This is a genomic window from Saccharopolyspora sp. NPDC003752 (assembly GCF_053605825.1).
The window spans coordinates 55,098-78,259 of sequence record NZ_JBSGJZ010000009.1; the positions used below are offsets into that span (position 1 = coordinate 55,098).

Genomic DNA, 23,162 nt, shown 5'->3' on the forward strand with positions numbered 1-23,162 from the left:
GGGCGTCCGGTCGGCAGGCGCATCGGAGGCGGCCGGCGGTCAGCCGACGATGGCCGTCACGCGGATCTCGACGCGCATCCCCGGGGCGCCGAGGGCCGGCACGCCGAGCTCGGTCCAGATGGGCGCGCGGTCGCCCATGCGCTCGCGGAACTGCGCCACCATGACGCGGTTGTGGACCTCTCCGATGAACTCGGCGGATTCGGGGACGTGGTAGGAGTTCACGGCGATGACGTCCCGCCACGTGGCGCCGGCCGTGGCGAGGGTTCGCTCGACGTTCTCGAAGGCCTGCACGATCTCGTCTTCGAGGGACTCGGGGAAGTTCCAGTCGTCGTCCCATCCGCCTTGGCCCGAGGTCTCGACGCGGTCGCCGATGCGAACCGCCTGGTTGTAGTGCATCTCGGTCAGCTGCCTCGCGCCGTACCCGGGCGTGGCGAAGAATTCCGGCTCGCTCATGGAGTCCTTTCGTGATCACTTCACGCGTGAAGTCAACGTAGCACGGTTTCACTTCACGCGTGAAGTCATGGCCGCTGGGTAGGGTTCCGCCATGGCCACCACCGCAACCCCAGGCGGGCACGCCCCGGACGAGACGCCGTGGCTGAACCCGGACGAGAAGGAGGCCTGGACCGGGCTCGTCTCGCTGATCCTGCTGCTACCGGGGCGGCTGGAGTCGCCGCTGCAGCAGGAGGCCGGCCTGACCCTGTTCGAGTACCTGGCCCTCAGCCACATCTCGGAGGCCCCGGAGCGCCGCCTGCGGATGAGCGAGCTGGCCTACCTGGCCAACGGATCCCTCTCGCGCCTGTCCAACGTCGTGAAGCGGTTCGAGCAGCGGGGCTGGGTGGAGCGTTCGCCCGATCCCGACGACGGCCGGTACACCATCGCCGCCCTCACCGACGCCGGCTACGAGGTGGTCGTCGCCGCCGCGCCCACGCACGTGCGCGCGGTGCGGCGGCTCGTCCTCGACCCGCTCACCGCCACCGACCAGCAGGCGCTGGCCCGCATCGCGGCCAAGCTGCGGGTACGACCGGTCGACCTGGCCTAGGTGTAGGACGCCACGACGTTGGTGACACGCTGATCCAGCATGGCTGCGGGCGGTGATAGTTATAGTGCGCGTTCCACACGCAGAGGGCGTTCGAGTGTTGCTGCTCTGAGGTTGTGTCACTGCCGGCCTTCCCGGGCAGCACCGCCCTCACCCGGTTCCGCGGGTGCGTCCGGTGACGGCGGCAGAACGCCAACATGCTCACCTCGCACCCCCGGCTGCTCGGCAAGGTCGACGATTGCGCGAGCGTGGTCGGCATAGGTGATACGTGCACTGGGGTCGCTGACAGCCGTCATGGTGTAGCCGCCCTGAGACGGTCTGTGGGAGTCGAAATCTCCCGCTGGGCTCACGGCGGTCCACATCAGGTCCGATCCCGTGAACACCTCCAACGCCGCACGGTGTCCGAGCGAGAACGGACGGTACTCCACCGGAAAGCCTTCGGCGTCAACCGGAGCAACTCCAGCGGCGTTCGGCAGCAATGACGCGATACTCACCCACACCAGACGAGCAACGCCCGCTTCGGCCAGGCCGGCCGCCAGGCTGCTCGCAGCGGCGCGGTAGAACCCCGCAGGGTCGCCGTCAGCCGGTGCCACAGCACCGATTGCGACATCCTGACCGAAAGCTGCCCTGGCCACGGCCTGCGGGTTGGTGATGTCCGCGTCAGCCCTTCTCAACGCGGTCACGCGGTGTCCGCGCGCAGATGCCTCGACAACGGCAGCGGTACCAGCCTGGCCGCCAGCCCCGAAGATCACGATCTTCAACATGCGCGTGACGCTAGGGCAACGTCCGGTTCCCGATCGGGTACCTACGCTTGTCGTATGCGCCCGCCGTCGCCCATCACCTTCGATGAGTTGTGCCCGTCCTCGATGCTCCCGGTTCGGATGCAGCACAAGTGGGGACCGCTCGTGTTGCGACTGCTCGAAGACGGAGCCCAACCGTTCAGCCACTTTCGGCGGGCATTACCACGCCTCGGTCCCAAGGAGCTCACCCGCGCACTTCGATCGCTGGAACGCGACGGGTTCATCACCCGCGACTCAAGCGGCGGTTCGACCAGCTACGGACTCACGCCCCTCGGGCGGAGCCTGCTCGCACTGCTTCTCGATATCTACGCCTGGACGTCGGAACACTGGGACGAGATCGTCGATGCGCGGGAGTCCGGTGCCGCCCGCTACCCGAGCAAGCAGTAACCGGCCGGACGTCAGCAACCTGTTGGCCGGCAACACCTAGAGGCCGTTCCCGCGGGTTCGGTCCTGTGATCGCGGGACAGCCGACCGAAATCAGTGGACGCCGCCGTCGAGGCGGAGGATTGCTCCGGTGCAGAAGGAAGACGCGGCACTGGCGAAGTAGAGAGCCGCTCCCACGACCTCGTCGGGCTCGCCTCCGCGGCCCAGCGCGATCGAGGTTCTGGCCCGTTCGGCGAACGCGTCGAGGTCCCAGGCGTGGGAGATGTCGGTGAGGAACGGCCCGGCTTGGATGGCGTTGACCCGGACCTCGGGGCCGAAGGCGCGGGCGAAGCCTTCGGTGAGGGTGTTCAGGCCGGCTTTCGCCGCGGCGTAGGGGAGTTCGATCGGTGCCGGCCGGATCGCGGCTACCGACGAGATGTTGATGATCGCGCCGCCGTCGCCCTCGGCCATCCGGGTGCCGATCAGCGCGGTGAGCCGGAACGGGCCCTTGAGGTTGACGGCGAGCACCTTGTCCCACAGGGCTTCGCTCACCCCGTCGAGGCTGGGGTAGAGCGGCGAGAGGCCGGCGTTGTTGACCAGCACGTCGACCCGGCCGAACTCGGCGTAGGCGCGTTCGACCAGGGCATCGCACTGGTCCCAGTGGCTGACGTTGCAGGCCACGGGGAGTGCGCGGACGCCGTGCTCCTCCTCGATCTCACGTGCCGTGCTCTCGCAGGCCGCCAGCTTGCGGCTGGCGATGATCACGTCCGCCCCCTTGGCCGCGAAGGCGTGGGCCATCGCGCGGCCCATGCCTCGACTGCCACCGGTGACGAGGGCGATCTTGCCGGTCAGGTCGAAGGTCGTGTCGGTCATGGGATCGCGCTCCAACCGGGGTTCATGTCAGCGATCGGGCTTGGGTGCCTCGCCCGCGCAGGCGCGGGCGTGGGTTCCTTCCAGGACGATGCCGTGCTTGAAGGAGGCCAGGACGCGGTACCAGGTGATGGCGGCCAGGTCGCCTCTCGCGGATCAGCGCGTCGTTGCTGCGCTTGCGCAGATGTCGCGGCGGGCGGCGCAGCACGTACAACATGACGTTCTGCGTGCCGCCGGTCAGCTCGGTGACTTCGGTGAAGTCGCCCGGCGGCAGGCCCTGGTCGTCCATCCACCGTGCGAGCGCGGCGAAATCGACCAGCGCGGGATCCACTGTGGATGGTCGGGGTGCGCTCACGCCGGGAGCCGCCCGTGCCGCTTGAGCACGTCGGCGTACTTCTGGCGGGCTTGGTCGCGCAACTTCGGCTCGTGGCGGGTGGGGAACAGGTCGTCCGACGGCTCGTAGTCGTGCAGCACCTGCCGGGCCAGGGTGGCCTTGTGGACCTCGGTCGGGCCGTCGGCGAGCCCCATGTGGAAGGACTGGGTGACGTACCCCGCGAACGGCATCTCGTTGGAGACGCCGAGCGAGCCGTGGACCTGCAGCGCGCGGGAGGCCACATCGCGCAAGACGCGCGGCATCATCGCCTTGACCGCGGAGATGTCGGCGCGCACCTTGCGGTAGTCCTGGTACTTGTCGATGCGCCACGCGGTGCGCAGCACCAGGAGCCGGTAGGTCTCCAGGTCCAGCCAGGAATCCGCGATCATCTCCTGCACCATCTGCTTGCGCGCGAGCTGCTCGCCCTGGGTGGTGCGGGAGAGCGCTCGCTCGGCCATCATGTCGAGGCTCCGCCTGATCAGCCCGACGGTGCGCATGGCGTGGTGGATGCGCCCGCCGCCGAGGCGGGTCTGCGCCACCATGAACGCCTCGCCGCGCGGGCCGAGCAGCGCGTCGGCCGGAACGCGGACGTTGCTGTAGCGGATGTAGGCGTGCGAGCCCGCTCCTTCGGGGTCACCGCCGAGCCCGACGTTGCGGATGATCCCCACGCCCGGCGCGTCGGTCGGGACGATCAGCATCGACTGCTGCCGGTACGGCGGGTTGTCCGGGTCGGTGACCGCCATGACGATGAGGAACGCCGCGTAGCGGGCGTTGGAGGAGAACCACTTCTCCCCGTTGATCACCCATTCGTCGCCATCGCGAACCGCGCTGGTGGTGAACACCTTCGGGTCGGCGCCACCTTGCGGCTCGGTCATCGAGAACGCCGAGACGATCTCGTTGGCGAGAAGCGGCTGCAGCCAGCGCTCCTTCTGCACCGGGGTGCCGAAGTGGGCGAGGATCTCGCTGTTGCCGCTGTCGGGGGCTTGGGCGCCGAAGACGATCGGGGCGCAGCGCGCCCGGCCGAGGATCTCGTTCATCAGGGCGAGCTCGACCTGCCCGTACCCGGGTCCGCCCAGGTCCGGGCCGAGGTGGCAGGCCCACAGGCCGCGTTCGCGGACCGCTTCCTGCAACGGCGGGATCAGCTCCGCGCGGACCGGGTCGTCGAGGTCGTAGGGGTGGTCGATGATGTGGTCGAGCGGTTCGATCTCCTCGCGGACGAACTCCTCGATCCAGTCGAGTTCTCGCTGGAACTCGGGGTCGGTCTCGAATTCCCAGGCCACGGCGGTCTCCTCCGGTGCGGGCTTCGGTGCCGGGCGCCAACGTAATGCGACTGCCTTAGAAGCACAAGCACTTGATTTTCCGTTGCGGGCGAGGCAGATTCGAGCCGTCTCACGGAACTTTCGAGCCGGCGAGGGTGGGGACGTGGAAACGATGAGGAACCACGAGGACATCCGCGCAGAGCTGACCGCTCCGGGCGCGCCTTTCGAGACCGTCGAGGTCGACATCCGCGGGGTGCGAGTGCGTGCCTGGCGGAACGCGCCTGCCAGCTTGCGGGCCATGGTCGAGAGCTCGCGGGCCTTCGCCGAGCGGGATTTCCTCGTCCACGGCGATGCGCGGGTCACCTACCGCGAGCACTTCCAGCAGGTGGCCGGGTTGGCGGGGCAGCTCGTCGAAGAGCACGGCATCCGGAAGGGCGACCGGGTCGCCATCGCCATGCGCAACTACCCCGAATGGCCGGTCGCCTTCTTCGCCGCCGCGTGCGCCGGTGCTGTCGTCGTGCCGTTGAACGCTTGGTGGTCGGCGAGCGAGCTGGAGTTCGGGCTGCGCGACTCCGGGGCGAAGGTGCTGATCGCGGACCAGGAGCGGATGGACCGGCTGCGGGACGTGCTACCGGGCCTCGGGATCACCGCGATCGTGGCGCGGCCGACCGGGCCGCTGCCGGCCGGCAGCCGCGACATCCGCGATGTGCCCACCGCCGCGGAGCTTCCCGACGTCGACCTCGGCCCCGAGGACGACGCCACGATCTTCTACACGTCCGGCACCACCGGCATTCCCAAAGGCGCGTTCGGCACGCACCGCAACATCTGCGGCAACGTGACCAGCGTGGGATACGCGGCGGCCCGGGCCCTGCTCCGGCAGGGCGGGTCGCTCGCCGATCTGGCCGCGGCGCTGGCGGTGCCGGCGACGGCACTGGTGGCAGTTCCGTTCTTCCACGGCACCGGCTGCCACTCGGTGCTGCTAGGTGCTTTCCACCGAGGTGCCACTTTGGTCCTGATGCACAAGTGGGACGCCGGCACCGCGCTCGAACTCATCGAGCGCGAGCGCGTCACGCAATTCACCGGCGTGCCGGCGATGCTCGCGCAACTCTATGCGCACCCCGAGTTCGCGCGGCGCGACCTGACCAGCCTGACCGCGGTCGGAACCGGAGGAGCGGCTGCGCCACCGGCGCTCGTGCAGCGCTCCACCGCGCTCCTGCCCGGCGCGGCACCGGCCAACGGCTACGGCCTCACCGAGACGTCCTCGATGACCACGGCCAACCGCGGACTCGATTACCTGGCCAAGCCGGACAGCGTCGGGCTCGCGGTCGCGATCTGCGACGTCGAGGTGGTGGACCCGGTCACCGAGCAGCGGTTGCCCGCGGACGAGGTCGGCGAGCTGCGGATCAAGGGCGCGAACGTGGTCAAGGGCTACTGGAACCGGCCGGACGCCACGGCCGACGCGATCACCGACGGCTGGCTGCGCTCCGGCGACCTCGCCCGGATCGACGAAGAGGGGTTCGTCTACATCGTCGACCGGGCCAAGGACATGCTGATCCGCGGCGGGGAGAACGTCTACTGCGCCGAGGTCGAGGCCGCGATCCACGAACATCCCGCAGTGGCCGACTGCGCCGTGATCGGCATCCCGCACGACATCCTGGGCGAAGAGGTGGGGGTGCTGGTCCAGGTCCTCGCCGGCACCACCCTGACCGCCGAGGCACTGCGCGCGTTCCTGGACGGGCGGATAGCGCGGTTCAAGATCCCCGCGCACGTCTGGGTGCAGGACGACGAGCTGCCCCGCAACGCCTCCGGGAAGATCCTCAAGCGGCAGATCCGCACCGAGCTGATCCGCGCGGTCACGGCCGGCGAATCGCGGCACGGATAGGTTCTCGTCATGACCCACACCTCGACGCGCGATGCCGAACCCGCGGCGGACGCGCGTTCGGCGCTGACCCGAGCGGCCACCCGGCTCTTCGCCGAACGCGGGATCTACGCGGTGTCGCTGCGGGAGATCACCCGCGCCGCCGGGCAGCGCAACACCACCGCGCTGCAGTACCACTTCACCAACCGGGAAGGCCTGCTCCGGGAGGTGCTGATCGAGCACGGGCGGGACGTCGGGGCACGCCGCAACACGCTGCTCGACCAGTACGAGCTGACCGGCCGCGACGACCTGCGCGCGCTGGCGTCCGCACTGGTCCTGCCCCTGATCGCGAAGCTGTCGGATCCCGCGGGCGGCCGCGAGTACCTGCAGATCGCCGCGGAACTGCTCGGCCGGACCAACCGGATGGTCGAGCCGGGGGAACCTGCCGCGATCGTGCTCGACGACCCCGGGGGCAGCCTGGCCCGCTGGCTCGGGCTGGTGGCACCGATGCTGCCGCCCGAGGCGGTCGGCCCGCCGCTGCACCGCCGATTCGCGGCCATCCACTTCGCGCACCTCGAACTGAGCCGCCGCGCCAAGGACGACCCGCGCAGCGAACAAACCCTGTTCACCCACTACCTCACCGACCTGGTGGCCGCGGTGCTCGCAGCACCGGTCTCCGACGAGACGAAGCGGGTGCTCGCCACGCGGCAGCGATCCTGACGCCGGAAGGACATCGATGTCCCGCGGTCAAGGTCGCAGTTTCAATTGAAACTGCGAACTGGGCGCCCGGCGAGCGGCGAGACCTGGCTGGGCAGGGCGATCGCCCGCCGGATACGTTCGCTCCATGGAACTCGTACCGCTCGCCTCGTTGCTCGGCGTCGTGGTGGTGGAGTTGGGCATGGTGCTGACCCCCGGGCCCAACATGGTCTACCTGGCATCGCGAGCCATCTCGCAGGGGCGGCGTGCCGGACTCGTGTCGCTCGCCGGGGTTGCCCTCGGATTCGTCGTCTACCTCGTCGCAGCAGCTGCCGGTCTATCCGCGCTCTTCGTGGCCGTGCCTGAGGCCTACCACGTGGTGAAGCTCCTGGGCGCGGCGTACCTCGCGTGGATGGCTTGGCAGATCCTGCGCCCCGGTGGCGCCTCGCCGTTCGAACCGCGCGAACTGGCCCCGCACTCGGCGGCCCGCCTGTTCGGCATGGGGCTGCTGACGAACCTCTTGAACCCCAAGATCGCGCTCCTGTACGCCGCGCTGATCCCCCAGTTCGTCGATCCCGCGCTGGGTGCGACGTGGTGGCAGTTCCTCCAGCTCGGAACCGCGCAGATCGTGGTCGGCGTGACCATCAACGGCCTCATCGTTCTCGCCGCCGCTGCGCTCGCCGGGTATCTGGCCCGCCACCCCCGCGTGCTCCAGGCACAGCGTTTCGCATCCGGCACCCTGCTGGGCTTCTTCGCCGCGAAGATGGCCATCAGCCGGCCCAGCTGAACCGATCAGCAGGCCGGAATCCGGGCCGGGGAACCTTCGGAGGAGCGTCCGCGAAGCTTCTGGAAGAGGCGGTGCCCACTGCGCCGTGGGCACCGCCGCTGGTTCTCAGAGCGCGTATTTCTGGGTCCCCCGCAGGCATTCGGCCGCCTCGGTGACCACCCTGTCGATCAGCTCCTCGCAGGTCGGCAGGTCGTCCAGGACGCCGACCACCTGACCGGCGGCGAGCACGCCGGCGTTCGTGTCGCCGTCGACGAGGCCGGACTTGAGCATCATCGGGGTGTTGGCCGCGAGCACCATCTGCGACCAGGAGCGGCCGCTGCCGTGCTTCATCGACCGGCCGTCGGCGGCGAGCTCGCGCCAGGTCATCCCGCTCAGCTTCTTGAACTTCAGGGTCCGCCGGATGGTCGGCCCCAGCCGCTTCAGGATGCTCGTCTCCTGCAGTTCCTCCACGAACCGGGTGCGCAGCATGCGGTGCGGCATGCCGTCGACCTTGTCGGTGACGACGGTCCCGTTGACGTCGTGGGAGAGGTACAGCCGCTTCACGGCATCGGGAACGGCGCTGTCCTTGGTGAGCAGGAAGCGGGTGCCCATGCCGATTCCCGCGGCGCCGTAGGACAAAGCCGCCGCGAGGCCGCGGCCGTCGAAGAAGCCGCCCGCCGCGACGACGGGGATGTCGACGGCGTCGAGCACGCTCGGCAGGAGCAGCGTGGTGGGCACCGAGCCGGTGTGACCGCCGCCTTCGCCGCCCTGGACCATGACCGCGTCGGCGCCCCACGCCGCCACCTTCTCGGCGTGGCGGGGCGCGCCGACCGAGGGCATCACGACGATGCCGTGGTCCTTGAGCTTGGCAATCAGCTCCTTCTTCGGCGCCAGCGCGAACGACGCGACCTTCACCCCGTGCCGGATCAGCAGGTCGACGCGCTGCGGCGCGTCGGCGGCGTCGGCCCGGAGGTTGACGCCGAAGGGCCGGTCGGTGCGGCGCTTGACCGCGATGATCGCCCGATCCAGCTCTTCCAGGCCCATCGTCGCGCTGGCCAGGATGCCCAGGCCGCCGGCGTTGGCCGTGCCGCCGACCAGGCTCGGCCCGGCCACCCAGCCCATGCCGGTCTGCACGACCGGATGCCGGATGCCGACCAGGTCGTTGAGCGGGGTGCGCAGGAGCTGCTCGGCACTCATCGGGCGGCCTCCGGCTTGACCTCGCGGTCGCGCAGGTTCTTCGGGTCGAGCACCTCGCGGATGAGCGTCAGCTCCGCGTCGGTGGGCGTGCGGGTCTCCGGGACCTCGTCGTCGGCGTGGATCTCGCACCCGCTGGCCGCCCGCACGTCGTCGACGGTCACGCCCGGGTGCACCGAGCGCAGCCGCAACGTGCGGTCGGGGCCGCCCAGGTCGAGGACCGCGAGGTTCGAGACGATGCGGTGGATGTCGTTGTACCGGGCCGCGGCCGGTCCGGCCTGCTCGGCCAGCTTCGGGCCGATGCCGGAGACGATGTCCACCCGTTCCACGAAGACCCGGGGGGCGTGCTTCGGAACCCAGTACGAGGTGCGGTTGTTCGCGGTGTTGCCGGGGGCGCCGCGGGAACCGAGCAGCTGGCGCTTCGGCTGCGCGAAGTCGCCGATCGCCGAGATGTTCTGGTTGCCGTGCCGGTCGATCTGGGTGGCGCCCATCATGACGTGCCGCTTGCCGTAGGCGACCACGTCGAAGACCTTCCGGAACGGGATCCAGCCCTCCACCGCATCGGATCCGGTCCCGAGCGCGGGAACCTCGGCGAGGAAGCGGGATTCGCCGTCGGAGATCACCAGATCGGGATTGCTCGTCAGCTTGGCCAGCCGGACGCCCAGGGTGGGCAGCAGTCCCATCGGGCTGCCGAAGATCTCGCCGTCGTCGGCGAACGCGTCGGCGATGGCCGCCGCGCAGATCTCGGCACGCGTCACGTCGGACATCCTCACGCCTCCTGCTCTTCGTGGAACGCCTTCACGGCGGCCTGGTAGTCGTCCTCGGTGCCGCGCAGGAAGCGCCGTTCGAAGGCTTCCCAGGCCGACGGGTCGGCGGCTGCGGCGGCGTAGGCGCGCTGGAACTTCTCGTCCCGCTCGTAGTCCGGGGTGCACGTGGTGAAGTGGGCCCCGTTGGGCGTTTCGACGACGCCGTCGACCATCATCCGGCTGATCAGCAGGCGCTGGACGGCGGCTTCGCGGGTGAGCTCCGCGGTGTCGACGATGCGCTCGCAGGTCACGAACGCCTTGTCGGCCGCCATGCAGAACAGGTCGTCGAAGTAGGGATCCGGGCCGAGGTAGGTGGCGTTGCCGTGCGGGTCCGCGCGGTTCATGTGCACCAGCGCGGCGTCGAGGTGCAGCGCCGGAACGGCGACGAGTTCTTCGAAGACGCCGTCCGCGGCGGGGTACGGGCTGGTCACGGTGCGCAGGCCGGGGTTGTTCACCATGACGTCGGAGCCGAGCCCGGCGCGCATGGGCAGGAACGGCAGGCGCTGGGCGGCGGCGCGCAGCCCGGCCTGGAACATGCCCTCGTCGAGCTCGACGACCTCGGGGATCGTCCGGTTCTGCCGCGCCTGCTGGAAGTTCGGTTCGAGCGGCACGGAGTCGAGCGAGACGAACGCGTACACCAGCTTGCGGATCCGGCCCGCGCGGGCGAGGAGCCCGACGTCGGCGCCTCCCCAGGAGACCAGGGTTAGGTCGGTCAGGTTCGAGCGCAGGATCGCGCGGACCAGCGCCATCGGCTTGCGCCGCGGGCCCCAGCCGCCGATGCCGATGGTCATGCCGTCTTCGAGCCCGGCGACCACGTCGTCCGCGGTCATGCGCTTGTCGCGGGGCTTGCTCATTCGCTCCTCGCTTTCTCGGTGCCGGCGAACCGGTCCCGGTGCTCGTCCGCCACCCCGGCGAGGTTGAGCTCCATGGTGAAGCCCTGCTCGAACCGGTAGCTGCGGTTGACGTCGACGGGGTCGATGCCGTTGATGGCCTCCTTGGCCATCCGGATGACCCGGGTGTCCTTCGCGGCGATCTCGGCCGCGACGGAGAGGGCCGCCTCGTCGAGGCGGTCGCGCGGGACGACTTCGAGGACGGAGCCGTGCCCGACGAGGTCGGTGGCGGGGATGTTGCGGCCGGTGAAGTAGAGGGTGCGCAGCAGGTGCGGCGGGACGAGGCGGGCGAGGTGGGTCGCGGCGCCGAGGGCACCGCGGTCCACCTCCGGCACCCCGAAGTAGGCGTCTTCGGCGGCGACGATCGTGTCGGCGTTGCCGACCAGGCCGACGCCGCCACCGAGGCAGAACCCGTTGACGGCGGCGATGACCGGCACGGCGCACTCGTAGACCGCCTTGAACGCGGCGTAGCAGCCCCGGTTCGCGCCGATCAGGGCGTCGAATCCGTCGGTGTGCTGCATTTCCTTGATGTCGACGCCCGCGTTGAAGCCCTTGCCCTCCGCGCGCAGCACGACGACGTGGGTGTTCAGGTCCGCGCCCGCTTCGTCGAGCGCCGCGGCGAGGTCGAACCAGCCCCGAACGGGGAGCGCGTTGACAGGCGGGTAGTCGACCGTGACGACGCGGATGCCGTCGTCACGCAAGTCCGAGGTGATGCCCATGTGCCACCTTCCGGGCTACTTGACCTATCATTTGCTTGGTACCCTAACATCTGCTTGGTTCCCGACTCATCGGAGAGACGCGTGGCTGTTCAGCTGGACATGACGGGACGGGTGGTCCTGGTGACCGGGGGCACCAAGGGCATCGGCCGGGCCATCGCCGCGGCCTTCGTCGCGGCCGGCGCGCAGGTGGTGACGTGCGCGCGGTCCGAAGGGGACGAGCCGGCCGCGGGCACGACGCACCTGCGCTGCGATGTGCGGGACGAGGAGTCGGTCCGGGCGATGATGGCCGACTTGCTCGCGCGGCACGGCCGGATCGACGTGGCGGTGAACAACGCCGGCGGCGCGCCGTACGCCCTGGCGGCGGACGCGTCACCGCGCTTCCACGGCAAGATCATGGGCCTCAACTTCTTCGGGCCGCTGCTGGTCGCCCAGGTCGCGAACGCCGCCATGCAGCAGCAGGACACCGGCGGCTCGATCGTGAACATCTCTTCCGTCAGCGCCCTCCGGCCCTCGCCCGGCACGGCGGCCTACGGCGCGGCGAAGGCCGGGCTGGACTCGCTCACCCGCTCGCTGGCCGTGGAGTGGGCGCCGAAGGTGCGGCTGAACTCCATCAACGTCGGCCTGTGCCGCACCGAGCTGACCGGCGGCCACTACGGCGACGACGGAAGCGTCGAGGCCATCGAGCGCACCATCCCGCTGGGGCGGATGGCGCGGCCGGAGGAGGTCGCCAACGTCGCGCTCTTCCTGGCCTCCGACCTCGCGTCGTACGTCAGCGGCGCCTCGGTCGAATGCCACGGCGGGGGAGAGCCACCCGCCTTCCTCTTCGCCACCCAGACCCTCTAGCGCACCGCGAGATCGAGGGGAGTGGGACGCGGTCACCCGGGTCTGCGGCACGTAACCGGTGTGGTCACCGGTCGTTCGGGGTGTCCGCGTCCGGCGCCTTGGTGCGGTGTGCCCGGAGGGAACCGGGGTGGGCCTTCGCCGACGGGTCGCGCCGGGTCTTGATCAGGCTCGCCACGGTCACGACCAGCAGCACCGCGATGATCACCCCGAGGCTGAGGGGCGTCGGGATCTCGGGGACGCGCTCGTCGATGTCCACGTGCAACCAGTGCGGGAACAGCTTGACGCCGATGAACGCGAGGATCAGCGACAGTCCCGAGAGGTGGACCAGGCGCTCCAGCAGTCCCTTCACCAGGAAGAACAGCGCGCGCAGGCCGAGGAGGGCGAAGGCGTTGGCGGTGAAGACGATGTAGGGCTCCGCGGTGATGCCGAAGACCGCGCGCGGAGGAGAAGCTCAACTCGCTGCGGCATCGGCCGACGGAGAACCAGGCCGACCAGCTGCGGGCGATGGGCTACCCGCCGGTCGTCGCGGAGATCACGATGCAGCAGACGATCGCCTGGTGGTCGATGCACAGCCAGGGCCGCGGCCTGTTCCCGGTGCTGCTGAAGAACGTGCCCGATCTGGACCGGCGCACGGTGGGCGAGGCCGAGTTCGTCTGCAACTCGCTGATCGGCTCCAACTTCGGCGACGGCCACCTGCACGACGAGGACCTGATCCGCGCGGTGCAGTCCCGCGTCGGGTTCGCCCCCCGGCGAATGGCTCGTGGTGTGGGCGGAGTCGCAACCACTCGAAGGTCCAGCACTGCAAGGTGATCGACGCCGCGCTCGGCGTGATCGAGCGCGGCACCTGGAAGGTCTCCGACGCGGTGGCCGCCCAGCCGTGGCTGCCGGACGGGCCGATCCCGCTGGACGTCACGTGGACCCGCGAGCCCGGCCCGGCGGTCCGCACGACCGCCTGACCGCAGCCGGGCCGATCGGTCTTCCGGCTGGAAGACTCCGGGGCGGAGGGTGAAACAGGCCCGCCCTCCGCCCGCCCAGGAAGCGCACGAAACCTGCCCCGGGAGGGAACCCCGATGAGCACCGCGATCGTGATCGGCAGCGGTCCCAACGGACTCACCGCAGCAGCGGTCCTGGCCCGGGCGGGCGTCGAGGTCACCGTGCTGGAGGCGGCCGACGAGATCGGCGGCGGCACCCGCACCGTCGAGGCGATCGTGCCCGGCCTGCTGCACGACCACTGCTCGGCGACCCACCCGATGGCCGTCGGCTCGCACGCATTGCGCGATCTGGGACTCGACCGCTACGGCCTGCGGTGGCGGCTGCCGGAGATCGACTGCGTGCACCCGCTCGACGACGGCACCGCCGGCGTCCTGCACCGCTCGGTGGCCGAGACGTCCCGCGGGCTGGGGCCCGACGGCCGTCGTTGGCGCGCGCTGTTCGAGCGACCGGCCCGCGGCTACGACGCGCTGAGCGAGGACATCCTGCGTCCGCTCCTGCGCCTGCCGCGGCATCCGCTGCGGTTCGCCCGGTTCGGCATCCCGACGCTCCTGCCTGCCACGGCGCTGGCGCGGCTGTTCCGCACCGAGCAGGCGCGGGCCTTGTGGTTCGGCGTGGCCGCGCACGCGTTCCGGCCGCTGGACCTGCCGCTGTCCTCGGCGATCGGGCTCGGCGTCCTGACCGCCGGTCACCGCAACGGCTGGGCGGTCGCCGAGGGCGGTTCGCGCGCCATCTCGGACGCGCTGGCCGCGCTGCTGCGCGACCACGGCGGGAAGATCGAGACCGGGGTCGCGGTCCGCTCGGCGGCGCAGCTCCCGCCGTCGGACGTCGTGGTGTGGGACGTCGCGCCGACCGCGGTCGCCGACGCGCTGGGCGACCGGCTGCCCGCGCGGATCTCCCGCGCCTACCGCCGGTTCCGGTACGGGCCCGCCGCTTTCAAGGTCGACTTCGCGGTCGCGGGCGGCGTGCCCTGGACCGTCGAGCAGGCCCGGCGGTCCGGTTCGGTGCACGTCTGCGGCACCGCGGCCGAGGTTGCCGCGGCCGAGCGGGAGGTGCATGCCGGGCGGCTGCCCGACCGGCCGTTCGTGCTGGCCGGCCAGCAGTACCTCGCCGACCCGACGCGCTCGGTGGGCGATGTGCATCCACTGTGGACATATGCGCACGTCCCGCACGGCTACACCGGCGACGCGACCGAAGCGATCATCGCCCAGATCGAGCGGTTCGCTCCCGGGTTCCGCGACCGGATCGTCGGCACCGCGGTGCGCACTCCGGCCGGATTCGCTCGGGAGAACGCCAATTTCGTCGGCGGCAACATCCTGACGGGCGCGATGGACGTCCGGCAGCTGACCTTCGGCCCCCGGACCACCCTGCAGCCCTACGACGTCGGGCTGCCGGGCCACTTCCAGTGCTCGGCGGCGACCCCGCCGGGTCCGGGCGCCCACGGCATGTGCGGCGCGCACGCGGCCGCCCGCGCACTGCGCCACCTCCGCCGCTGACCCCCGCCCGTCGTCCTCCCGCAATTTCCATTGAAATTGGACCTTCGATTTCAATGGAAATTGCGGGCAGGACTCCAGGGCCAGGGCGACGTCCCGGTCAGGCGGGCACGCGAGCCGGGGCGAGGCGGATGAGCTCTACGCCGTAGAGGACGATCCAGCCGACCCACATCAGCCATCCGGCCAGGCCGAGCAGGGCGAGCGGGCCGCCTTGGGTCATGATCACCGGAGTGAGGCTCGCGGAGCTGAACAGCAGTGCGGCGGACAACAGGCCCAGTGCCGCGTGCCAAGGCCGGACGAGGCCGGCGTGCAGCCCGGCGATGGACAGGCCGACCAGCCCAAGCGCCAGGAAGGTGCCGTTGAGGGTGAACAACGCGTCGTGCAACGCCCACAGCCCCGAATTGGCCGTGCTGTCCTGCGCGGTTGTCGCTCCGAGTGCGAGGCGTATCGCTATGACGCCGGCGAACGTGGCGTTCTGCAGGATCAGGCCGACCAGTCCGACCAGCGACCAGGCTTCGCCCCGGTCGTGCTCGGACCGGCGCAGTGCGGCGACCACGCTCGCGCCGAACAACGTGGCCAAGACCCAAGCGGTGGGCGTGAGTGCGGACGAGATCCCGACGATGCCGGTCTTCGTGCCGAAGAACGCGTTGACCTCGCCGATGTCGGTGCCGGTCAGCGGCAGGCCGGCGGGCGCGGCGATCGCGTTGCTGCCAACGATGGTGGCGGCGAAGCCGATGCCGGCGACGCCGCCGACCCGTGCGAACGAATTGGGTTTACGCAACATATAATCAATATAGATAGCGACAAACGACGAGGGCCACCATGGATGCAGAACCAGGCCGGCGCCGGTACGACTCGTTGCGCCGCACCGCGCAAGCGCACGAGACGCGGGCCGAGATCGCGCGCGCCGCGCGCAGGCTTTTCGTCGCCCGGGGCTGGGCGGCGACCACCGTGCGGGACGTCGCGCGCGAGGCGGGAGTCTCCGCGCCGACGGTCTATTCGGCGTACGGGAACAAATCCGGGCTGACCCGGGCCCTGGCCGATGCGGCGGACATGTCGGCCGACGTGGGGCAGATGGTCGCCGAGCTCGAAGCCGCCGGGGAGGACTGCGCGCGGCAGCTCGCGGCGATGGCGGCGTACGACAGGCGGCTGTTCGAGCGCGCGGGCGACGTCATCGTGCTGCTGCGCGAGGCGGGGCGCACCGAACCCGAGCTGGCGGAGGCCTACGGCGAGGGGCGCCGGCGCGGCGACGAGACCCGCATCCAGGCGTTCTCCGCCTGGCCGGACGGCACCCTCCGGGAGGGCCTGGACGTGCAGTCCGCCGTCGACGTGTACGGGGCCCTGTGCAACGTCGACGTCTACACCACGCTCACCGCGGAACGCGGCTGGTCGCCCGATCAAGTCGAGCAGTGGTGGGGCGGCGTGCTGGCCAGGGAGCTCCTGGCCTAGCCGCATGGGGTCGCGACGCTGGTGACGCGGCGTCTTCGGCGACGGTGCGGGTCGGTTTTCTGTTGTAGCGCAACATTTTTCGGCGTGGCGTGGCGCCGTTCGAACTCGCTGGAGACCTGGCGCGCGGTGCCGCGCGCTCACCCCTGAGCGCCGGTTCAGAAGTGGCGGGTGAGCCACTCCAGGAGGATCTCGTTGGTGCCTTCCGGATCCTCCTGCTGCGTCCAGTGACCGGTGTCGAGCATGCGGCGCTCCAGGGTCTCGACGTACTGGAGCAGGTTGTCGCTCAGGTCCGGGTGGCAGATCGCGTCCCGGCGAGCGGCGATCATCAGCGCCGGCACGGTCAGCTTCGCGATGGCGCCGTCCGGGAACACCTCGGACTGCACCCGCCAGTTCCCCGGGATGCTGCGGTACCAGCCCAGCGGTCCGCCGAACCCCGTGCGCGCGAAGGCTTCGGCGTAGTGGTCGAGCTCCTCGTCGCCGACCAGCACCTCGCCGGGCCAGGTGGCCTCGTCGTCGGCGAGCAGGTGGCTGTAGCTCATCGACTCCGCATCGTGCCGGCCGGTGCGCGAGAGGGTGGTGCCGGCGCCGGTGTCGCGGCGGAAGAAGAACCGGAGCGTCCGCGCCGGGTCGCGCTCCATGAGCGCCTGCAGCTCGGGGGTCTGGAAGTGCGCGACGTAGTTGCGCGGTCCGTAGGCCTCCAGGTACTTCTCCAGCGGGTTCTCCCGGGAGTACCCGAACGGCGTGTTGAGCGTGATGACGCCGGCCACGCGCTCGGGATGCAGGTGCGGCATCCACCACGAGATCATGCCGCCGAAGTCGTGGCCGACCACCACCGCGCGGTCGTAGCCGGCGTCCGCGATCAGCCCCGCGACGTCGGTGGTCGTCTCCGCGATGCTGTACGCCGTCGGGTCGGCCGGGCCGGTCGAGCGGCCGTAGCCGCGCAGATCGGGCGCGAGCACGTGGAATCCGGCGTCCGCCAGCGGCCGGAGTTGGTGCCGCCAGGAGGCGGCCAGCTCCGGGAAGCCGTGGCAGAGCACGACGCAGACGTCCCGGGCGACGCGCTCCGGCTTCGCCTCGTAGACGGCGAGGCGGACGCCGTTCGTGTCGACGAACCGCGGTGCCGGCAGCAGACCGGGCCTGTCCTCCGCCGCCCCGGTCACCGGTCCGCGCTCCGGCGCTGCAGGGTGCGGGGCACGGCGAGCGAGGCGAGGGCGCCGATCGCTGCGGCGATGGCTGCGACCAGGAACGAGCCCCGGAAGCCCGCCTCCTCGTAGACGACGCCGGTCGGGCCGGCGGAGAGCACGAAGTGCGCCAGCACGGTGAAACCGATCGTCGAGATCAGCGTGCCGGACATGGTCTGGGCGACGCCGACGAAGCTCGACCCGACGGCGCGTTCCGTCTCGGGCAGGGTCAGCAGGGCGAGGTTCGGGACGGCGGCGTAGATCATGCAACCGAGGCCGAAGACCACCCAGATCAGCACCATCACGGCAGGCTCGGAGGGCGCGGTCGCGAGCACGGCGGCCGCCGTCGCGATCGCCACCGCGCCGAGGGTGAGGTGGTTGCGGAAGCCGAGCGAACGCGCGGTGGCCCCGGCGATGAACCCGCTCGCGACGATCGCGAGCTGCCCGGGCAGCAGCCACCCCGCCATCTGGGTCGCCGAGAGCCCGAAACCGTACGACGTGCTCTGCGGCGCCTGCAGCAGCATCGGCATCAGGGTGGCGAGCAGGGTCGTGGCGCCGTAGGCGATGCCGCCGGCGATGACGGTGTAGCGCAGGCCCGGGTTGGTGAACAGGTCCAGCCGGATCAGCGGCTCCGGCGTGCGGCGCTCCCACCACACCCAGATGGCGAAGCCGGCCAGTCCGATGGCGACGAAGGTCAGCGTCCGGGAGTCGAACAGGCCCCACACCTTGCCGCGGGAGAGGCCGAACATGACGACGAACATGCTGGCGGTGACCAGCGCCGCGCCGAGCCAGTCGATCCGCGCGGGGGTGCGGATCGGCGTCTCCCGCACGAACAGCGCCGCGAGCAGGGCGCCGATGGCGCAGAAGCCGAACGCGAACCAGAACACCGAGCGCATCCCGAAGCGGTCGATGAGCACCCCGGCCACCAGCAGGGAGCCGACGCCGACCGCGCCGACACCGGTGTTGGCGATGCTGATCGAGATCGACTGCATCCGCGCCGGGAACGTGTCCCGGATCAGCGTGTAGCCGAGGGCCATGCAGGCGAAGGCGATGCCGGCGAGGAACCGGCCGGTCACCAGGATTTCGAACGTCGGCGCCGTCGCCGAGAGCAACGCGCCCAGGGCGCCGACGGCGGCGGTGATGACGAGCATCCGCTTCTTGCCGTAGCGGTCGGCCAGCTTGCCGATGACGGGCGAGGCGACCGCGCCGGACAGCGTGAAGGCCGTCATCACCCAGACCACCTGGCTGCCGGGGAACTCGGCGGCGACCTGGGGCAGGGCGGGCGCGATGAGGGAGAAGCCGAGGGCGGACTGCTCGGTGAGCAGCAGCAGGATCAGCAGCACGCCGACCCAGTAGCGGGTGGGGCGGCTGCCGGGATCCGCGACGGTGGCGGGGCGTCTTGTGCCGCCGGAGGCCGAGACGGACATGGGGACTCGCTTTCGTGGGGCGGCTCGGTTCGAGACCGGCGCAGGGGTCAGCGGAGGGTGAAGTGCGCGGCGTCGGGCCGGCGGTGCTCGGCCCAGACGTCGACCAGCCGCCACGGGCAGGCAAGGATCACCCGTCCCCGCGCGTTGCGGTAGTAGGTGTGCGCCGTCGGGGTGTGCCGCCAGACGGTGCGCTCCATGTCGGCGTCGATCCGGGCGACGTACTCCTCGTACGCGGCGCGCGTCGGTTCCAGCGACCGGGCGCCCCGCTCGGCGAGGAGGTGCAGGCACTCGAACAGGTAGTGCACGGTGACCTCGATGCCGAAGTTGTTGCCCGCGCCGTGGCTGGGGTTCGCGTTGGGCGCGTTGGCGACGAACAGGTTGGGGAATCCGGGCACGGTGCCGCCGCGGTAGGCGCGGGGGTCGTTGCCGGCCCACTCGTCGGCCAGCCGGACGCCGTCCCGCCCCCGGATGTCCAGGCCGGACAGGAAGTCGAGGTGGAATCCGGTGGCGTAGACGATGACGTCGACCTCGACCAGGTCGCCCTCGGGAGTGCGGATGCCGTGCTCGGTGATCTCCGCGGGTTCGGCCGCGACGACGTCGACGTGGTCCCGGGTGAGCGCGGCGTAGTAGGCGCCGGGGTCGCGGATGATCCGCTTGCCGAACGGCGCGAAGTCCGGGGTCACCTTGGCCGCGAGCTCCGACCCCGCGCCGAAGGTGCGGTCGATGTAGGCCAGGCAGTCCTGGAGCAGGACGTCGTTGGCCGGCGAGATCGACCGGTGGGTGGCGGCCCACTCGGGGTCGACGAGGACGACCGGGTAGCCGTTGTCGGCGGAGCCCCAGAAAGCCTTGAGCCGCAGCCAGTTCGCGTAGAACGGCACGTGCCGGCCGAGCCAGCGGTGGTGCTCGGGAACGTCGTCGCTGTCGCGCTTGCGCGGCGCCACCCAGTGCGGCTGGCGCTGGAACAGCGTGAGGTGGGCGACGTCGTCGGCGATCGCGTCGACGATCTGGGCCGCGGTGCAACCGGCGCCGATGACGGCGACCCGCTTGCCGGTGAGGTCGAGGCCCGGGTGCCACTCGCCGGAGTGGACGCTGAGGCCCTGGAAGCGGTCCCGTCCGGGCGCCCCCGGGTACTGCGGCCGGTTGAGGTAGCCGGCCGCGGTCAGCACCACCGCGGCGTCCTCGACGCGGGTGCCGTCGGCGTCGCGCACCCGGATCCGCCAGCGTGCGGCCTCGTCGTCCCAGGTCAGGGCCTCGACATCGGTACCGAACGCGACGTGCTCCCGGATGCCGTGCCGGCCGGTGACCTCGCGCAGGTACTCCTGGTACTCGCCGCCCTTGGGGTAGTAGCTCGACCAGTCGGGGTTGATCTCGGCGGACAGCGAGTAGTACGACGACGGCGTGTCGACACCGACGCCGGGGTAGGTCTGCGTCAGCCAGGTGCCGCCGATGTCGTCGTTGCGCTCGTAGATCCGGTACCGGACGCCCTCCCGCTGCGCGGTGAGCGCGGCCGCGATGCCGGCCAGGCCACCGCCGATGATGGCGAGGTCGATCGTCTCCGGCAGCGGCTCGGTGCGCGGCACCACCGGCCGGGCGGCCTGGAAACCCCCTTGCTCCAGCAACATCGGGTAGTACTCCGGAGCCGGTGTCGCGCCCATCGCGACCGGCACGAGCCGGGTGAAGAACGCCAGGTCGTCGGGGGCCGGGCCGTTCGCGTCGCCCGGCTCCCGGTCGGCGGTCAGCGCCGCGACCAGCCGGTCGACGATGGCCGCAGCGGTGTCGGCGTCGGTGCGGCCCGCCATCTCGGGCGGGTCCGGCACGTGGGTGATCGCGCCGCCGAGCTCGTCGAGCACCGACACGTCCCGGGTGACCTGGGCCAGCACGGCCAGCAGCACGGCGGAGTCGGCCCGGCGCAGGTGCGCGCGCAGCTCGTCGGCATCGACGCCGGGCGAACCGGGTGAGGCGAGGGCAGGGGCGAAAGCGGACAAGGCGACTCCTTGCAGAGGGCATGGCGGGCTGTCGCGGCGGAGCGGGTCCGCGCCGGTGGGACGGGTCAGGACGGACCTCGGCGGACGCCCGGAGACCGGGGTCGAGCGACTGTGTGAGCCAGGACACTAAGCGGTCGGGCGAACCCTGTCTAGACCCTCGTCTCGGTTTTTAGATCCAAAGTTCGAAGTATCGCCTTCGGGTCTATCCAGGTGCCGCGCGGTCGGCTACGGTCGCCGCCATTCCCCTCGACCGAACGCTGCATCCGACGCGACGCCGCCCTCGAGAAAGGTCTTGCCGCCATGGATCAACTGCGCTTCGACGACCAGGTCGCCCTGGTCACCGGCGTCTCCACGTTCGGCCTCGGGCTCGCCTACGCCCGGCTGCTGGCCGCTCGCGGCTGCCGGGTCGTCGTCAACGACCTCGGTCGCGACTGGGCGGGCTCGGCCAATCCGCCCGCCACCGACGAAGCGGTGCGGATCATCGAGGAGGAGGGCGGCACCGCCGTCGGCGTGACGGGCGATGTCGTGGCGGAGGCCCCGCAGATCGTGCAGGCCGCCGTCGACGCCTTCGGCCGGCTCGACATCGTGATCAACAACGCCGGCGCCGGGGGCGACTTCGACACCCAGGTCGACGTGCACCTGCGCGGCGCCCACCGGATCAGCGAGGCCGCCTGGCCGCACCTCGTCGCCACCGGGGCCGGACGGATCCTGAACATCTCCTCCAACGGCAGCTACGGCGCGCCGGCGATGCCGGGGTACGCCGCGGCCAAGGGCGGCATCCTCTCGCTCACGCGCACCCAGGCCATCCTCGGCCGGCCGGTCGGCGTGCGGGCCAACGCGATCCTGCCCGCCGCGTGGACCCGCTCGACTGCGGGCATCGAGCAGCCCGGCTTCGCGGACTTCATGTCCACCCACTTCCCGCCGGAGGCCGTGGCCGCCTTCGCGGCGTACCTCCTGCACGGCGGCACGGCGCTCACCGGCGAGGCCTTCGCCGTCGGCGGCGGCCTGGTCACCCGCGTGGTCCAGGCCGAGACGCGGGGAGCGCGGGCGGCCGACCACGTGCCCGAGGCCTGGCCCGCACTGATCGAGCAGGTGCTGGCGCCGGAGTCGATGGTGGTCGCCGGCTCGCTGTGGGCGCAGCTCGACGCGTTCGTCGGCCGGATGGGGCCGGCGACGCAGGCGGACTGGGCGGCGATCCGGATCGCCCCGGACGTGGCCGGGAAGGTGGGTGCGTGATGGTGTCCCTCGACCCCGATGTCGCCGCCTACCTGGCGGGCAGGAGCGAGAGCTGGGTGCCGATGCACGTCGCCGGCGTGACCGCCGCGCGCACGGCGCTCGCCCGGCTGCCGCGCCGCGCCGGGCCGCAGATGCACCGCGTCGAGGACCGCGTGATCGACGGGCCGCACGGCCCCTTGCGGCTGCGGATCTACTGGCCGACCGACGCGGACACCCCGCCCGCCGTCGCGTACTTCCACGGCGGCGGCATGGTCATCGGCGACATCGACGACTTCGACATCCTGGCCCGTTTCCTGGCGGAGGCCTCCGGCGCCGTGGTGGTGAGCGTCGACTACCGGCTCGCCCCCGAGCACCCCTACCCGGTGGCCACGGAGGAGGCGTACGCCGCCGTGCAGTGGATCGGCGACGCCGCGGCCGAGCTCGGCATCGACCCCACCCGCGTTGCGGTCGCCGGCGACAGCGCCGGCGCGACCCTGGCGGCCGGCGTCGCTCTCCAGACCCGCGACGAGGGCGGCATCCCGCTGGTCTTCCAGCTGCACCTCTACGCCGGGATCGACCGCGACGACACCCGGCCCTCGGTCCTGGAGCACGCCGACGGGCCGATCATCACCGCAGGCGACTTCGCCTGGACCAAGAACCTCTACCTGGGGGACGACCCGAGCCGCGACCACCCCTACGGCGTGCCCAGCCTCGCCGCCGACCTGTCCGGCCTCCCGGACGCCATCGTCGTCACCGCCTCGCACGACCCCAGCCGCGACGGCGCGGAGGAGTACGGGCTGCGGCTGCGCGACGCCGGCGTCCAGGTGGCGCTGCTGCGGTACCCGGGCGTGGCCCACGGGTTCCTGATGCACGCCGACCACCACGCCCGGGCCCGGCTCGCGCTGGCCGAGATCGGCGGCCTGATGCGCGCCAAGCTCGGGCGCTGAGA

25 protein-coding genes and 1 pseudogene are annotated in these 23,162 nt (G+C 71.2%); 12 read left to right on the forward strand and 14 right to left on the reverse strand.

Going from position 1 to position 23,162, the window contains the following annotated elements; translation table 11 throughout:
• Positions 1-39: 39 nt before the first annotated feature.
• Positions 40-453, reverse strand: coding sequence for a RidA family protein (locus ACWEV3_RS14105; RefSeq protein ID WP_452614233.1), 414 nt, complete (start codon positions 451-453; stop codon positions 40-42).
• A 91-nt stretch (positions 454-544) separates the two neighbouring features.
• On the opposite strand from ACWEV3_RS14105, the gene ACWEV3_RS14110 reads away from it, so the two are divergent.
• Positions 545-1,039: a MarR family winged helix-turn-helix transcriptional regulator gene (locus ACWEV3_RS14110; protein ID WP_452614234.1), complete on the forward strand. Its 495-nt coding sequence runs from the start codon at positions 545-547 to the stop codon at positions 1,037-1,039.
• A 116-nt stretch (positions 1,040-1,155) separates the two neighbouring features.
• Here the strand turns inward: ACWEV3_RS14110 and ACWEV3_RS14115 are convergent, their stop codons facing one another.
• Positions 1,156-1,800, reverse strand: coding sequence for an NAD(P)-dependent oxidoreductase (locus ACWEV3_RS14115; RefSeq protein WP_452614235.1), 645 nt, complete (start codon positions 1,798-1,800; stop codon positions 1,156-1,158).
• Between the two features lie 54 nt (positions 1,801-1,854).
• Here ACWEV3_RS14115 and ACWEV3_RS14120 point away from each other — a divergent pair, with 54 nt between their 5' ends.
• Positions 1,855-2,223, forward strand: coding sequence for a winged helix-turn-helix transcriptional regulator (locus ACWEV3_RS14120; protein ID WP_452614236.1), 369 nt, complete (start codon positions 1,855-1,857; stop codon positions 2,221-2,223).
• Between the two features lie 90 nt (positions 2,224-2,313).
• On the opposite strand, the gene ACWEV3_RS14125 is transcribed toward ACWEV3_RS14120, so the two are convergent.
• The 3 genes from ACWEV3_RS14125 to ACWEV3_RS14135 are packed head-to-tail and all read right to left on the reverse strand — an operon-like array spanning position 2,314 to position 4,722.
• Positions 2,314-3,072 carry an SDR family NAD(P)-dependent oxidoreductase gene (locus ACWEV3_RS14125; RefSeq protein WP_452614237.1) on the reverse strand — a complete coding sequence of 253 codons (759 nt, stop codon included), beginning with the start codon at positions 3,070-3,072 and terminating at the stop codon, positions 2,314-2,316.
• Positions 3,073-3,094: 22 nt separating this feature from the next.
• Positions 3,095-3,400, reverse strand: coding sequence for a hypothetical protein (locus ACWEV3_RS14130; protein WP_452614238.1), 306 nt, complete (start codon positions 3,398-3,400; stop codon positions 3,095-3,097).
• Positions 3,401-3,420: 20 nt separating this feature from the next.
• Complete coding sequence (locus ACWEV3_RS14135) at positions 3,421-4,722, reverse strand: acyl-CoA dehydrogenase family protein (RefSeq protein WP_452614239.1); 1,302 nt, start codon at positions 4,720-4,722, stop codon at positions 3,421-3,423.
• A 151-nt stretch (positions 4,723-4,873) separates the two neighbouring features.
• Between ACWEV3_RS14135 and ACWEV3_RS14140 the strand changes: the two genes are divergently transcribed.
• The 3 genes from ACWEV3_RS14140 (at position 4,874) to ACWEV3_RS14150 (ending at position 8,042) form a co-directional block, all read left to right on the forward strand.
• Positions 4,874-6,583, forward strand: a complete 1,710-nt coding sequence (locus tag ACWEV3_RS14140) for a class I adenylate-forming enzyme family protein (RefSeq protein WP_452614240.1) — start codon at positions 4,874-4,876, stop codon at positions 6,581-6,583.
• A gap of 9 nt (positions 6,584-6,592) precedes the next feature.
• Positions 6,593-7,279, forward strand: a complete 687-nt coding sequence (locus ACWEV3_RS14145; protein WP_452614241.1) for a TetR/AcrR family transcriptional regulator — start codon at positions 6,593-6,595, stop codon at positions 7,277-7,279.
• Between the two features lie 124 nt (positions 7,280-7,403).
• Positions 7,404-8,042, forward strand: coding sequence for a LysE family translocator (locus ACWEV3_RS14150; RefSeq protein WP_452614242.1), 639 nt, complete (start codon positions 7,404-7,406; stop codon positions 8,040-8,042).
• A gap of 105 nt (positions 8,043-8,147) precedes the next feature.
• On the opposite strand, the gene ACWEV3_RS14155 is transcribed toward ACWEV3_RS14150, so the two are convergent.
• Genes ACWEV3_RS14155 through ACWEV3_RS14170 form a run of 4 tightly spaced genes read right to left on the reverse strand, consistent with a single transcriptional unit; the run spans position 8,148 to position 11,630 of the window.
• Positions 8,148-9,218: an NAD(P)H-dependent flavin oxidoreductase gene (locus ACWEV3_RS14155; protein WP_452614243.1), complete on the reverse strand. Its 1,071-nt coding sequence runs from the start codon at positions 9,216-9,218 to the stop codon at positions 8,148-8,150.
• A complete protein-coding gene (locus ACWEV3_RS14160) occupies positions 9,215-9,982 on the reverse strand; it encodes a CoA-transferase subunit beta (RefSeq protein ID WP_452614244.1) in 768 nt (255 codons plus the stop codon). Before ACWEV3_RS14160 ends, ACWEV3_RS14155 begins: the two co-directional genes overlap by 4 nt.
• Positions 9,983-9,984: 2 nt before the next feature.
• Complete coding sequence (locus ACWEV3_RS14165) at positions 9,985-10,875, reverse strand: CoA transferase subunit A (RefSeq protein WP_452614245.1); 891 nt, start codon at positions 10,873-10,875, stop codon at positions 9,985-9,987.
• Positions 10,872-11,630 (reverse strand): enoyl-CoA hydratase family protein, encoded by a 759-nt coding sequence (locus ACWEV3_RS14170; RefSeq protein ID WP_452614246.1) that lies wholly within the window; start codon positions 11,628-11,630, stop codon positions 10,872-10,874. Before ACWEV3_RS14170 ends, ACWEV3_RS14165 begins: the two co-directional genes overlap by 4 nt.
• An 81-nt stretch (positions 11,631-11,711) precedes the next feature.
• Here ACWEV3_RS14170 and ACWEV3_RS14175 point away from each other — a divergent pair, with 81 nt between their 5' ends.
• On the forward strand, positions 11,712-12,473 hold the full coding sequence (locus ACWEV3_RS14175) for an SDR family oxidoreductase (RefSeq protein ID WP_452614247.1): 762 nt from the start codon (positions 11,712-11,714) through the stop codon (positions 12,471-12,473).
• Positions 12,474-12,537: 64 nt separating this feature from the next.
• On the opposite strand, the pseudogene ACWEV3_RS14180 reads toward ACWEV3_RS14175, so the two are convergent.
• Positions 12,538-12,909: pseudogene (locus ACWEV3_RS14180) on the reverse strand (TerC family protein); the annotation flags it as partial.
• Positions 12,910-12,932: 23 nt separating this feature from the next.
• On the opposite strand from ACWEV3_RS14180, the gene ACWEV3_RS14185 reads away from it, so the two are divergent.
• The 3 genes from ACWEV3_RS14185 to ACWEV3_RS14195 all read left to right on the forward strand — a co-directional run bounded on the left by ACWEV3_RS14185 (position 12,933) and on the right by ACWEV3_RS14195 (position 14,959).
• Positions 12,933-13,283, forward strand: a complete 351-nt coding sequence (locus ACWEV3_RS14185) for a DUF3556 domain-containing protein (RefSeq protein WP_452614432.1) — start codon at positions 12,933-12,935, stop codon at positions 13,281-13,283.
• Positions 13,280-13,429, forward strand: coding sequence for a DUF3556 domain-containing protein (locus ACWEV3_RS14190; RefSeq protein WP_452614248.1), 150 nt, complete (start codon positions 13,280-13,282; stop codon positions 13,427-13,429). Before ACWEV3_RS14185 ends, ACWEV3_RS14190 begins: the two co-directional genes overlap by 4 nt.
• Positions 13,430-13,543: 114 nt before the next feature.
• Positions 13,544-14,959: a phytoene desaturase family protein gene (locus tag ACWEV3_RS14195; protein WP_452614249.1), complete on the forward strand. Its 1,416-nt coding sequence runs from the start codon at positions 13,544-13,546 to the stop codon at positions 14,957-14,959.
• 97 nt (positions 14,960-15,056) lie between these two features.
• On the opposite strand, the gene ACWEV3_RS14200 is transcribed toward ACWEV3_RS14195, so the two are convergent.
• The gene (locus ACWEV3_RS14200; protein WP_452614250.1) at positions 15,057-15,740 is read right to left on the reverse strand and encodes a hypothetical protein; all 684 of its coding nucleotides are present in this window, start codon (positions 15,738-15,740) and stop codon (positions 15,057-15,059) included.
• A 38-nt stretch (positions 15,741-15,778) separates the two neighbouring features.
• On the opposite strand from ACWEV3_RS14200, the gene ACWEV3_RS14205 reads away from it, so the two are divergent.
• Positions 15,779-16,405 (forward strand): TetR/AcrR family transcriptional regulator, encoded by a 627-nt coding sequence (locus ACWEV3_RS14205; protein WP_452614251.1) that lies wholly within the window; start codon positions 15,779-15,781, stop codon positions 16,403-16,405.
• A 155-nt stretch (positions 16,406-16,560) separates the two neighbouring features.
• Here the strand turns inward: ACWEV3_RS14205 and ACWEV3_RS14210 are convergent, their stop codons facing one another.
• From ACWEV3_RS14210 to ACWEV3_RS14220, 3 genes are read right to left on the reverse strand one after another with little or no spacing between them, the layout of a single operon-like run.
• Positions 16,561-17,565, reverse strand: coding sequence for an alpha/beta fold hydrolase (locus tag ACWEV3_RS14210; protein ID WP_452614252.1), 1,005 nt, complete (start codon positions 17,563-17,565; stop codon positions 16,561-16,563).
• Positions 17,562-19,013, reverse strand: coding sequence for an MFS transporter (locus tag ACWEV3_RS14215; RefSeq protein WP_452614253.1), 1,452 nt, complete (start codon positions 19,011-19,013; stop codon positions 17,562-17,564). The genes ACWEV3_RS14210 and ACWEV3_RS14215 overlap by 4 nt, the downstream gene beginning before the upstream one ends.
• Before the next feature lie 47 nt (positions 19,014-19,060).
• Complete coding sequence (locus tag ACWEV3_RS14220; protein WP_452614254.1) at positions 19,061-20,998, reverse strand: flavin-containing monooxygenase; 1,938 nt, start codon at positions 20,996-20,998, stop codon at positions 19,061-19,063.
• Between the two features lie 300 nt (positions 20,999-21,298).
• Between ACWEV3_RS14220 and ACWEV3_RS14225 the strand changes: the two genes are divergently transcribed.
• Together ACWEV3_RS14225 and ACWEV3_RS14230 are read left to right on the forward strand one after the other, a co-directional pair.
• Positions 21,299-22,234, forward strand: a complete 936-nt coding sequence (locus tag ACWEV3_RS14225; protein ID WP_452614255.1) for an SDR family NAD(P)-dependent oxidoreductase — start codon at positions 21,299-21,301, stop codon at positions 22,232-22,234.
• Complete coding sequence (locus ACWEV3_RS14230; protein ID WP_452614433.1) at positions 22,234-23,160, forward strand: alpha/beta hydrolase; 927 nt, start codon at positions 22,234-22,236, stop codon at positions 23,158-23,160. Before ACWEV3_RS14225 ends, ACWEV3_RS14230 begins: the two co-directional genes overlap by 1 nt.
• The last annotated feature ends 2 nt before the right edge of the window (positions 23,161-23,162 follow it).